Origin of the sequence: Hoeflea sp. AS60, from assembly GCF_038900115.1 — a bacterium.
GTDB lineage: Bacteria > Pseudomonadota > Alphaproteobacteria > Rhizobiales > Rhizobiaceae > Hoeflea.
The window spans coordinates 32945-45122 of the sequence record NZ_JBBMQP010000005.1; the positions used below are offsets into that span (position 1 = coordinate 32945).

11 protein-coding genes are annotated in these 12178 nt (G+C 59.4%); 9 read left to right on the forward strand and 2 right to left on the reverse strand.

Annotated elements, in window-relative coordinates:
- Positions 1-79: 79 nt before the first annotated feature.
- Positions 80-1024, reverse strand: coding sequence for an alpha/beta hydrolase (locus WNZ14_RS21460; RefSeq protein WP_342870735.1), 945 nt, complete (start codon positions 1022-1024; stop codon positions 80-82).
- 245 nt (positions 1025-1269) lie between these two features.
- On the opposite strand from WNZ14_RS21460, the gene WNZ14_RS21465 reads away from it, so the two are divergent.
- The 6 genes from WNZ14_RS21465 (at position 1270) to WNZ14_RS21490 (ending at position 8439) form a co-directional block, all read left to right on the forward strand.
- A complete protein-coding gene (locus tag WNZ14_RS21465; protein WP_342870736.1) occupies positions 1270-3084 on the forward strand; it encodes a hypothetical protein in 1815 nt (604 codons plus the stop codon).
- Between the two features lie 190 nt (positions 3085-3274).
- Complete coding sequence (locus tag WNZ14_RS21470; RefSeq protein WP_342870737.1) at positions 3275-3505, forward strand: hypothetical protein; 231 nt, start codon at positions 3275-3277, stop codon at positions 3503-3505.
- Positions 3506-3687: 182 nt separating this feature from the next.
- Positions 3688-5382 (forward strand): pentapeptide repeat-containing protein, encoded by a 1695-nt coding sequence (locus WNZ14_RS21475; RefSeq protein WP_342870738.1) that lies wholly within the window; start codon positions 3688-3690, stop codon positions 5380-5382.
- A gap of 105 nt (positions 5383-5487) precedes the next feature.
- The gene (gene ettA / locus WNZ14_RS21480; RefSeq protein ID WP_342870739.1) at positions 5488-7137 is read left to right on the forward strand and encodes an energy-dependent translational throttle protein EttA; all 1650 of its coding nucleotides are present in this window, start codon (positions 5488-5490) and stop codon (positions 7135-7137) included.
- 113 nt (positions 7138-7250) lie between these two features.
- Positions 7251-7499 (forward strand): hypothetical protein, encoded by a 249-nt coding sequence (locus tag WNZ14_RS21485; RefSeq protein WP_342870740.1) that lies wholly within the window; start codon positions 7251-7253, stop codon positions 7497-7499.
- A 259-nt stretch (positions 7500-7758) separates the two neighbouring features.
- A complete protein-coding gene (locus tag WNZ14_RS21490) occupies positions 7759-8439 on the forward strand; it encodes an SDR family oxidoreductase (protein ID WP_342870741.1) in 681 nt (226 codons plus the stop codon).
- Positions 8440-8449: 10 nt separating this feature from the next.
- Here the strand turns inward: WNZ14_RS21490 and WNZ14_RS21495 are convergent, their stop codons facing one another.
- Entirely contained in the window at positions 8450-8872 is a 423-nt protein-coding gene (locus WNZ14_RS21495; RefSeq protein ID WP_342870742.1) for a hypothetical protein, read from the reverse strand.
- A 217-nt stretch (positions 8873-9089) separates the two neighbouring features.
- Here WNZ14_RS21495 and WNZ14_RS21500 point away from each other — a divergent pair, with 217 nt between their 5' ends.
- The 3 genes from WNZ14_RS21500 to metF all read left to right on the forward strand — a co-directional run bounded on the left by WNZ14_RS21500 (position 9090) and on the right by metF (position 11803).
- Positions 9090-9716: an MOSC domain-containing protein gene (locus tag WNZ14_RS21500; RefSeq protein ID WP_342870743.1), complete on the forward strand. Its 627-nt coding sequence runs from the start codon at positions 9090-9092 to the stop codon at positions 9714-9716.
- A gap of 157 nt (positions 9717-9873) precedes the next feature.
- Positions 9874-10887: a metalloregulator ArsR/SmtB family transcription factor gene (locus tag WNZ14_RS21505; RefSeq protein ID WP_342870744.1), complete on the forward strand. Its 1014-nt coding sequence runs from the start codon at positions 9874-9876 to the stop codon at positions 10885-10887.
- Position 10888: 1 nt separating this feature from the next.
- Positions 10889-11803, forward strand: coding sequence for a methylenetetrahydrofolate reductase [NAD(P)H] (gene metF / locus WNZ14_RS21510; protein ID WP_342870745.1), 915 nt, complete (start codon positions 10889-10891; stop codon positions 11801-11803).
- The last annotated feature ends 375 nt before the right edge of the window (positions 11804-12178 follow it).

Here is a 12178-nt window from a genome sequence, read left to right on the forward strand (position 1 = left end):
TCACGCCTGCGGCGATCCGTTGAATGCGGCCTGGTGATGGTTCGCCGCCAGGCTTGTGGCGGTCCGATTTGATCCTGGATTACCTTGCGGCCGGGAGCGCCCGATCCAGCCACGCCAGGAAATCGTCCACCGTGCGATCCCGGTTGATCTCGTTCAATGACTCGTGCCTTGTGCCGGCAAGGATTTGCTTCGTAACGTTGGTCAGCCCTGCCTTTTGCATCTCTTCGGCAAGCCAGGTCACGGCCTCGCCCTTGTCAGTTGCCGGGTCCTCAGCGCCACCGATCAGGTGGACAGGCAGCGTTTTTGGCAGTTTGGCGAGATTTGCTCCGTTTCCTCCTGCGTAAATCAGCTTGAAGACATCCTGCCACATGCTCACCGTGGCATCCCAGCCGCTCAAAGGATCGATAATATAGAGATCGACCTCGACTGTGTCGCGCGACAGCCAATCGAAATCGGTGCGGCGGTCGGGCATGGCATCGGCCCATGTCTGAAACGTGAGTTTCGGCAAAATGGCGCTCGGGGTGTCGGACCCCTTGAACATGGCCTCGAACCTGAGAGCGATCTGACCGGCGCGCCCCGCCAGTCCGGCGTTAAAATTGGAATTCCAGACCGCAAGTGCCGCGCTGGCGGCGGGATGCGTCTCGGCGAAATTCAGCGCGATCAGGCCACCCATGGAATGGCCGAAGGTGACGACCGGCAGCCCCGGGTGGCGTTCGGCGATCAGCGCATGAATGGCTGCGACATCGGCAATCACCTTGGCTGCGCCGTCCCTGGTGGCGAAGGCACCGGGGATCGAGTCCGGTGCGCGGGTGGCGCCGTGGCCGCGATGGTCGTGCGCATAGACGTGATAGCCGTGTGCGGCGAGCACCCGGGCAAAGCGTTGGTATCGGGCCGCGTGTTCTGCCAGGCCATGGTTGATCTGCACAACGCCGCGCGCCACATCGTGTGCCGACAAATGCCTGACGGCGAGTTTGGCGCCTGTCGGGCTTTGATGGGCAAACGGGGTGAAGTTCTCATTGATCATGACAGTCAGATGACTGGCTGCAGGCTGGATCGTCAAGCGGGAAAGCGGAGGGGACTTTCTTTTCAGGCTGCAGCGCTCAATCTCGACACCTCCAGCAAACCGCTCGCGCTATGGTGCTCCCTGTTCAATCGGCAGCTAAAGCAATCGATAAACGGGTGAAGAGTTCAGTATCTCGTGGCCATTGCGGGAGCACAACGTGGCGGCAGATTAATCTATTTTCAAGGCGCTTGGGACATGATCGCGCCATGTCTGCAAACGAGATCATATCTGGTGACGACGTCGACCGCAGGGTGCGTCAGCGCGCCGGCGCAGGCCTTGGTTTTGGCGTGCGGTTTTTCATCGTCTATCTGACCGGGCTGATCATGGTTCTGGCCGACCTTGCCGACGGCAAGATCTTTCATGACGATGTCGACAATCACATGCGCGCGTTGCAGATCCGCACGGTGATGTCGTCCGCAGGGCACTGGTTCGACCTGACGCTGCCGATGATTGCAACGCCGGATGCCTATGTTTCGCCGTGGTCGCGTCTGATTGACCTGCCTTATGTGGTGATTGCCAAAATTCTGGAATCGTTCCTGCCGCCCAGTGCCGCGCTCGAGTGGGCCTTCCTGATCTGGCCGCCGCTGATGCTGGCGATTTTCAGCTGGCTTTGCGTCCTGATCATCGCGCGGCTGCTCGGAGGTTTTCAGCTTTCAGGCGTGCGCTATTCGCTCGTGCTTGCGCTGACCATGGTGCTGATGGTTACTGCGGTACTTGAATTTGCCCCCGGCCGGATCGACCATCACAATGTGCAGATCATCACGATGCTTGCCGTCTTGCTGGGACTGCTTCGCTGGGACCGGGCGGGCGGCTGGTTGATCGGGGCGGGCAGCGCGCTGTCGGTCGTCGTTGGGCTGGAATGCCTGCCGTTTGTGGTGATTGCGTTTTCTGGTCTTGTTGTTTGTTATCTGTTCGCCGTGCGCGGAGCGGAGCAGGTGCTAGCCGGCGCTGCTGCAGCCATGCTTGCGACAAGCGTTGTATGTGCTGCGGCCTTTCTGGGGCCGAATGTGGCGTTGGCGCAGTGCGACGCGTTTTCTGCGCCCTATCTCATGTTGATGATTGGTGGGTCGCTCATTCTATTTGCAGCATCTAGAGGTGCTGCCTCGGCGGCGCTGCCTGTCAAGCTGCTGGTGCTAGGCCTGCCGACGGCGGCTCTCCTCGGCGCCGTCGCCTGGCTCTATCCGTCGTGTCTGCAGGGGCCGTACCAAGTGATCGACCCTCTGTCCCGGGCGCTGTGGTTCAACCGGATCTGGCAGGAGGAGAGCTTCCTCCTGTTCTACCGCAAAGGCCAATATGAAGCCGTGCTCAATCTCGCGCTGCAGGCGATGATGATTGCTTGCGCAGTGCCGTTTATGTGGGCCAGGGCCAAACGCGATCCCGGCCTTGTCATCAGCCTGCTGATCGCTGCTGCGGCGCTTGTCCTTACCCTGATCGTGACGCGCTATATCCGGTTCCCTGCGGCTCTGGCGCCGTTGTTCCTGCCAGCCATCATCGCGCATCTGATATCTGGAGAGAGCGTCTTGCAGCGGCGTTGGGCGGGCGGACTTTCTGCTGGCGTTATCGGCACGGCAAGCTTGCTTTATGTCACCGTGCCGCCGATCGAGTGGTCTTTCGACAGCGTTGATTTCATGAGTTTCGACGAATGCAAGGATCAGGATTTCTCCGTTCTGTCGAAAGTTGCGCCCGGCCGTATCGCCGTTCCGCTCGGTCTCTCGATGCCGCTTGCGGAGGTTCTGCCGGATGGGTTCTCTATTGCCAATGTGCCGTTTCATCGCGCCGCTCCTGGCATGAAACGCATGTTCGAGACCTTTACCACTGCCGATCCGGATGTGCGTCGCGCGGCCCTTGCGCCATTTGACTATCTGGCGGTCTGTCGGTTCAAGCTCAGATCCGAAGACGGGGATACGGCGCTTTACGCCACGCTGTCGGCTGGCGGGGACTGGCCAGGGCTGATCCGTATCGCGCCTGAACGGGAAACCGACTTCCAGCTCTTCCGCATCGACCACGTGACCCTTCGCTGATCTGCAATATTTTCATGGCGGATGCTTATGGCTCTCGGGCCAATGCGGAGCGATCAAACCGGAATTGGCGTCAGAACTGTTGCATAATCGGCGTTTTTCATGCGGGCGTGGCCGATGCAGACCATCAAACAGCTTCCATTTCGAAATGAACCGCTTTAGGTGAATGCCAACGAGCATGGAGTGCCGAAACGTGAGCGATCTGACCCTGAACGAAGCCATCGACAATATTTACGTGTCGATCAAGAACGACAACGAAGATCTGGATACCCAGGTTGCCGCGCTCAAGGCCGTGATGAAGCGCGACGGCGTCAAGGAAGCGGTTTTCGAGCCGGGCAAGCTGGCGCAGTCCAATCGCCAGGGACGCAAGATCATGCAGTCCTATTTCAAGAAGAAGGGCGTTGCCGTCAGTTTCTCTGCCTAGGTCAACTCCTGTTGCCTATGTGCCCCTTCGGACGGTTTCGCGTTTGCCGATGATCTGACCGTGACATTCGGTAATCGCATCAGCCTGACAAGGCTTTCTTTCCGTCCAGCATTGTCTAATGTTGCTCATCTGTAGATGGTGACGGTGGATGTGCCGTCAGATGAATCTGGGGATGGCGCGAAGTGTCCAATGAAGATCCGATGGATGCCGGTGACCTTGATGCGTTGCTGGGGGATGACGAAAAAGCGTCAACCCAGGCATCCATAAACCAGTCAGGCGCGCGTCGCAGCGCGCGCGCTGGCTGGGGCATGCTTGTGTTCGTGCTGGGTGTTGCATGCGGGATTCCGGCGGCGATCTTCATGCCCGGCTTCCTCACCGATCACGGTTCTGTGGTTCTGGGAATAGTGCTCGGCGCGCTGCTTTTTGTTCTCGTCATCCTGTCACTGATCTTCGTGTTCCGGCAGCCGTTGTGGCGCTGGGTATTCAAGCGCTCTGAAGTGGAGGTAACCCGTTTTGCCGGCCCGCTTGCTGATGTCGCGCGCTATGCCGCTGGACAGCGGGTTGAGGAGGCAACGCAGGCCGCGCGGGATTTCGCCGAAATCGCGCTGGCCAGATATGCCTGGATTACCACCCGTAGATGGCTTGTGGCCTCAATCACCGGGCTGATTGCTGCGATGGCGGCACTGGCAGGATCGGCACTGCTGTTTGAGCAGAACAAGCTGCTCAGGGCACAATCCGGACTGCTGGTCGAACAGAACCAGCGGATCGATTTCCAGAATGCATTGATCGATACCCAGATCCAGTTGGCTGAAGCCGAACGCAGCGCCCAGATCGGTCCTGAAGTGGTGGAGATTGGCGCGCTGATCGGCGCTGAACGGCAGAGGTTCCTCGATAGTGGTGGCAATATCGAGAATTTCGACCTGTCGGACCTGACCAGTTCGACGCGTGGCCGCATCATAGCGGCAAGCCTTGTGGCGCGGCCTTACCGCTACCTGGCGCCGTCCAACGCAAACCCGCGCGACACCGATGGACTGATGCGCACGGCGCTTGCCCGGCGCCCAGACGCTGTGGCCAATCGATCGGTGCTCGACAGCGGGCCGACTCGCCCTGACACCGAGCGCCTGGTCGACCGTCCGGTCAGTCCCGAGCGCGGTGATCTTCTGACCATGCTGACGGCGAATTCGATTCTCAATACCGAGGCGCTGACCTTTCTGGGGGCCGACTTCTCCTTTGCGGAATTTCGCCGCGAAGTGGCTGGCGCGCTTTCGATGCGGCATGCGCGACTTGCGTTTGCAGACTTCTCCTGGACGCGGATGGTCGACTGCCAGTTTGGTGCGGCGCAGCTTGATCATGCACGGATCGAAAACGCAGTTGTTCGCGGTTCCGACTTTTCGTCGCTGGCAGCCGCCGACGTGATCGAGCCCTTCAGCGCGGACGGTTTTGACTATCTGCCGACCAGCATGGCCGGGATCAGCTTCAAAGGCAGTGTCATTCACCAAACCGGTTTTGCCCGCATCAATGCCATTGCGCCGGTGTTTGATGGCGCGGTGGTGGCGATGGCGGATTTTGGCGAAGCGTCCATTGGCGGGGCAAGCTTCCGCGACGGGATGATCATCGACAGCGTGTTTGACGGCGCCAGCCTGTTATCGATGGATCTTGAAGGCGCCATCGTGTTCGACCAGACATTCCTGCAAATGCTCAAGCAGGCTGCCCAACCCGGAACCTTCGTCGCCGAACGCTGGAAGCTGTCGCCAATCCCGGCGGGCGAGGTGGCTGAACATCCGCGCTATTTCGAAATGACCAACCATGTGCCTGAAAGCGCCTATGCCGGTGTGCAGGCCTGGCGCATCAGCCGTGTCGAGCGCCCGACGGAATAAGCTGCCGGCGTGCTGATCTGGGGAGTTCGGCTCCCGCCTCATTGCCCTTCCGCCCCATTTCGCATAGACAGCGGTCAACAATCCCAATCATGTCTGGAGCGCATCGTGGCAAGACAGTTTATCTATCATATGGCGGGGCTCAATAAGTCCTTTGGCGCCAAGAAGGTCCTCGAGAACGTTCATCTGTCGTTCTACCCGGATGCCAAGATCGGTATTCTCGGCCCCAACGGCGCCGGTAAATCGACGGTTCTGAAAGTCATGGCCGGGCTCGATACCGAGTTCACCGGCGAGGCCTGGCTGGCTGACGGCGCAACACTCGGTTACCTGCCGCAGGAGCCCAAGCTCGACGCCTCCAAGACGGTGCTGCAGAACGTGATGGAAGGCGTGGCCGAGAAGCAGGCCGTGCTCGACCGCTACAACGAACTGATGATGAATTATTCCGACGAGACCGCCGACGAGGGCGCGAAACTGCAGGACATCATCGACGCGCAGAACCTGTGGGATCTCGACAGCCAAGTCGAAATGGCGATGGAAGCGCTGCGCTGCCCTCCGGCTGATGCCAGCGTCGAGGCGCTTTCAGGTGGTGAGATGCGTCGTGTGGCGCTGTGTGCGCTGCTGCTTCGCCAGCCTGACCTTCTGCTGCTTGACGAGCCGACCAACCATCTGGACGCGGAAAGCATCGCCTGGCTCGAGAAGCACCTTCGGGAATATCCCGGCGCCGTGATCATGATTACCCATGACCGCTACTTCCTTGACAATGTCACGGGCTGGATTCTCGAGCTCGACCGCGGCAAGGGCATTCCCTATGAAGGCAACTACACCGCCTATCTCGATGCCAAGTCCAAGCGGATGAAGCAGGAGGGGCGCGAAGATGCTTCCCGCCAGAAGTCGATCAGCCGCGAACAGGAATGGATTGCCTCTTCGCCAAAGGCGCGGCAGGCCAAGTCCAAGGCGCGTATCCGGGCTTATGACGAACTGGTCAAGTCGGCCAATGACCGGCGTCCGGGCGAAGCCCAGATCATCATCCCGACCGGCGAGCGGCTCGGCAACCAGGTGATCGACGTCGAAGGCGTATCCAAGGCCTATGGCGAGCGTCTGTTGATCGATGATCTCACCTTCAAGCTGCCTCCCGGCGGCATTGTCGGCGTGATTGGCCCCAACGGCGCCGGCAAGACCACGCTGTTCCGGATGATCACAGGGCAGGAGAAGCCCGATACAGGGTCTATCACCGTCGGCGATTCGGTCGATCTCGCCTATGTCGACCAGAGTCGCGATTCGCTCGATGGCAGCAAGAGCGTCTGGGAGGAAATCTCCGGCGGAAACGATATCATCAAGCTCGGCAAGCACGAGATGAATTCCCGCGCCTATTGCTCGACCTTCAACTTCAAGGGCGGCGACCAGCAGCAGAAGGTGGGCACGCTCTCGGGCGGTCAGCGCAACCGTGTGCATCTGGCGAAGCTTCTGAAATCCGGTGGCAACCTGCTGCTGCTCGATGAGCCGACCAACGATCTCGACACCGAAACGCTGAGTGCGCTTGAAGAAGCGCTCGAGAACTTCGCTGGCTGCGCCGTTATCATCTCGCATGACCGCATGTTCCTCGACCGGCTCGCCACCCACATTCTGGCATTCGAAGGTGACAGCCATGTCGAATGGTTCGAAGGCAACTTCGAGGATTATGAGCAGGACAAGATCCGCCGGCTCGGCGCGGACAGCGTCAATCCGAAGCGGGTGACGTACAAGCCGTTGACGCGGTAGGTTTCTGCTGGTTTCCGAACTGAAAGTATTCAATCAGGCCTTGAGTGGCCTGATTGAAGCGCTGTTGAATTGCGCCGCCGAGAGCATTACACTTTGTGCAAAGGAACGCTGCGATGATCCAACTCGATCTGCCCGACGAACTTGAGCAATTGCTGGCCCGCTTTGCCGATGAGATCGGCATGAGCAGTGAAGAACTGGCGTTGCTTGCGATCAAGGACCGGCTTGAGGATCTGGAAGATCTAGCGGCTGCAGAAGCTGCGATTGCCAACGATGATGGCGAACGCATCCCCTTGGCTGACATCCTTGCGGAGTTTGGTAACAGCACTGACGAGAATGGAAATTCGCTTTACGCCGCAGAATGACCTGGGTTGTCTCCTTCACACAATCAACCCGGAAACAGTTATCGAAACTCAGCCATGCGGATCGTATTCGCGTGCTTGCTTTTCTCAATGAACGAGTTGCCGAACACCCCGATCCTCGTGAGCTTGCCAAGCGGTTGCAGTGCAAGAGCGAGGAGCTCTGGAGATTCCGTGTTGGCGATTTGCGGATCATTGTGCGGATTTCACAAGGCATAATGACGGTCCTGGTCATAGAGATCGGGCACCGGAGGGAGATCTATCGTTGACCACCATCCTCATCACCGGAACCAATCGCGGCATTGGACTTGAGCTGGCCAAGCAGGCGCTGGCAAAGGGCTGGACGGTTTATGGCTCGGCGCGGACTGTCGTCACAGATTCAGATGCGCATATCTGCGACCACCCCAGGTTTCATGACATGGTGTTTGACGTCACCGACCATGCGGCGGTGCGGGCGGCGGCGGCCGGTCTAGCCACGCCGATCGATATCCTGATCAACAATGCCGGCACGATCGGGCCGGAGCGGCAATCTACGCTGGATATGGATTTTGATGGGTTTGCCGAGACGTTTGCAATCAACACGCTGGCGCCGCTCGCAGTGGTGCAGGCCTTCCTGCCCAATCTCAAGCTGAGCGCAAACCCTCGTATTCTTACTGTTACGTCGTGGATGGGCAGTCTCTCGCATGCGAGTTCCGACCGGATCGCCTACCGTGCGTCGAAAGCGGCGGTCAACAAGGTGATGCAGGGGTTGGCGACAGATCTGAAGCCGATGGGCATCGCCGTTGCCAACCTGCATCCGGGCTGGGTGAGGACCGATATGGGTGGGGCAGGGGCCGATATCGATGCGGCCACAAGTGCGGGCGGCATTCTCAAGATCGCCGAGGCTTTGACGCTCGACGGCACAGGCAAGTTCTACAATTACGATGGTTCACCGCTCGCCTGGTGAGACGCGATCGTCACTCGATACGGCAGCAGAACGGGTAGTACGGAGCGGAGAGGCCGGGCGCGCCGGTGGGGGTGAAGGTGAAGTCGCGCACGGCGTCGCTTTCCTCGGTGCAGCCGCCCGGAGTGTAGGCGATTGAGCCTGTGACCGGATGGCTGGTTTCAAGCTGCCAGGGGTTCTCCGACGCAAAGCTGATGCTGCCGGGCGTTCTCTGGATGCCGTCGCCTGAGAATGCGTCGAGGAAAGTTGCGCTCATGCCGCCATCGCACTTGAGTACCACCCCCCAGTTCGGTTCGGAGCCGGCGCAGATCATGGACTGCCCGGTCTCGAGAAGGCCGTTGCAGGAGAGGTCGGCGGCGTAAGAGGTGGCCGTGGGGCTCAAGGCAAGAGCCAGAGCCAGACAAGCGGATCTTGAAAGAAAAGTGGCATGCATCATCGATGATCTCCCTGATCAATGGTTGCAGCTCCCCGATGGGTTATCCTATCACAGTTTTGCGGCAGGGAGAATTGGTGTGCCGTCAGGGTTGCCGGCGACCCAACGGATGCCGTGGTGTATGGTCCGCGTGGTCACATGTGTTCACGCATTTTGATTGGTCCATCAGCGCTGCTTTCGGTACTGCTTTGTCCTTGTTCAGTCATTTCCGGAGCGACCGATGACCCTGCCTATGTTTCCCACCGAAGGCCCAGTCTTGCCCGAGATCCGTCCGGCGCGGCGGATCAAGGGCACCGTGTCCGCGGTTTTGGCAGCCCTTGGAGGTGATTTCCCGACCGGGGACGTCACATCGTTGGCAATGGGATTTGATGGCGTCGAGGGCGATTATCATGCCGGGCCGACCCGCAAATCGGGTGGCCGCGAGCCATGGTATCCGCGCGGCACCGAAATGCGCAACGAGCGGCAATTGTCGATCGTGGCAGCCGACGAGCTCGCCGTTGCAGCGGCGCAGATGGGCATCGACCGGATCGAACCCGCGTGGATCGGCGCCAATCTGGTGATCGACGGCATTCCGCTGCTCTCGATGCTGCCACCGCGAACACAACTGTTTTTCGAAGGTGGGGTGACGCTGAGGATCGACGGCGACAACGGGCCCTGCCGGATTGCCGGGGCTTCGATTGCAAAGAATTTTCCCGATATGGACGAGACGTCGCTGGCGCTCTCCTTCGTCAAGGCCGCCAAGCGCCGCCGCGGCGTCGTGGCCTGGGTGGAAAAGCCAGGTGTCATCACCAACGGCGAAGCGGTGACCGCACATATCTGGGAACAGTGGATTTATCCTGCAGGCTGATCGCTCGCTGCAGCATTCCGGCCAAATCATCGTTTGGGGCAAAGTCCCGGCAACAGGCAAGCCAGAACGACAATTTGTTTTGTCGCTGCGACATTGCGCTTGCCAGAAGCTCAAGAATGACATAAACATATCTTTATATCATTTTTGAGGTTTTTAGATGCTGTCCCTTTCTCCCCTCACTCTTGAGGAATGCGTCGAGGTTCTCAAAGCCGCCGGCGAGCCGACACGGTTGCGCCTGATCGCGCTCTTGAGCCACGGCGACCTCACTGTCAGTGAAATGACGGAAGTGCTGAGCCAATCGCAACCCAGGATCTCGAGGCATCTCAAGTTGCTGGGTGAAGCAGGGCTGGTCGAGCGCTACCAGGAAGGCGCCTGGGCCTATTTTCGGCTGACACGCGATGGCGTGCGGGCGAAGCTTATGCAGCAGGCCCTCAATGCGACTTCATCATCGGATGCCCATCTGGCGCGAGATGCCGAGCGGCTGGCGACAGTTAAACAAGCGCGCGCAAGCCGGGCCGAGGCCTATTTCTCGGCCAATGCGGAAAGCTGGAACGATCTTCGAAGCCTTCATGTGTCCGATGAAAAGGTGGAGGCAGAAATCCTCAGGCTGATCGGGCGCACTCCGTTTGACGGACTGCTTGATCTGGGTACCGGGACAGGCCGGATGCTGGAACTGCTTGCCAGCAGCTATCGCCGGGCGATCGGCATCGATTCAAGCCGCAGCATGCTGTCCATTGCCCGGGCGCAGCTCGACGATGCCGGCATTACCCACGCTTCGGTGCGGCAGGGTGACATCTTCAATCTACCGCTCGAGCGCGAAAGCTTTGATGTGGTGACCATCCACCAGGTCCTGCATTTTCTGCATGATCCGCTGCCGGCGATCACGGAAGCTGCGCGCATGCTCAGGCCGGGCGGCCGGGTTGTGGTGGTCGATTTCGCCGCGCACGACCATGAAGAACTTCGTCTCGAGCATGCCCATGCCCGGCTTGGCTTCAGCCAGCGCCAGGTTGCGGACTGGCTCGAGCAGTCCGGGTTGAGCGTCGAGAAGATCGTCGATCTTCCACCCGATTCGGCCGATACGCGCGCGCTCACGGTCACCATCTGGCTCGCTCGCGATCCGCGCCTGTTGATTGCCGCCGATACCACGTCTTCCAGCACAGGAACCGCCTGATATGAACAGCTCCTTCCGCTCCAGCGCAGAAACGCTTTCCGAACGGATCAAGGTCTCTTTCGAGTTCTTCCCGCCCAAGAACGGCGACATGGAGAGCCAGCTCTGGGAAAGCATTCAGCGGCTCGCGCCATTCAAGCCTGATTTCGTGTCTGTCACCTACGGGGCAGGCGGCTCGACGAAGCAACCGACGCTGAACACCGTCACCCGGATCAGCAAGGAGACAGCACTTGCGCCTGCGGCGCATCTGACCTGCGTGGGCTCGGACAAGGCGACTGTTGATGCCGTCGCACGTGAATTTCAGGCCGTCGGCGTCAATCATTTCGTCGCACTCAGGGGCGATCCGCCGGAAGGCGTTGGCGCTGCCTACGAGCCGCACCCGGAAGGCTATGCCAATGGAGCGGAGTTGGTGGCGGGTCTGCGCGCAATCTCCGATTTCGAGATTTCCGTATCGGCCTATCCGGAGCGTCATCCTGAAAGCCCGGATTTCGCCACCGATATCGACATGCTCAAGCGCAAGGTTGATGCCGGCGCCACTAGGGCGATCACGCAGTTCTTTTTCGACAACGACATTTATGAGCGCTATGTCGAACGGGTCAGGCGCGCAGGCATCTATATCCCGATCGTGCCGGGCATTCTGCCGATCCATAATTTCGGCCAGGTGGCGCGGTTCTCAAAGCTCTGTGGCGCCTCGGTGCCTGATTTGCTGGCGCGGCGGTTCGACGGGCTTGAGAAGGATGCAGAGACGCGGGCGCTGGTCGCTGCGGCGGTCGCAGCCGAGCAGGTCAACGACCTTGTCGAGCGCGGGATCGACGATTTCCATTTCTACACAATGAACCGGGCCCAGCTGGTCTATGCGATCTGCCACATGCTGGGACTGCGGGGCGATGACAGCAGCGCGGTGGGTGCTGCTGCCTGATCAGCCAATAGGCTCAACAGCCCCGCCTCAGGCTCGGCCTCGCCCTCTTGGGCGTAGGGGTAAGCAGACCGGCTTAACGATGAAAGGGCGGGAGTGTCGAAACGCTCCCGCCCTTTAACTTTTGACTTTATTCAAAGCCCTTCACGGTCAGATGAAGAGCATTGCTCCAACAAATATGAACGCTGCACAGATCACAAGGGCATTGAGCGACTGCGTAAATCCCATGGTGGTCCTCCATCGCGTCTACAGCCAAATGATAGTCATGGCTTGGGCTCCATGAAAAGGAAAATCGTTGTTGCAGTGCAGCTAAAAACGGGCAAAATCATCCTCTTCTCGTCCATACCCATTTGAAATAAAACATTTATTAGCAAGTAA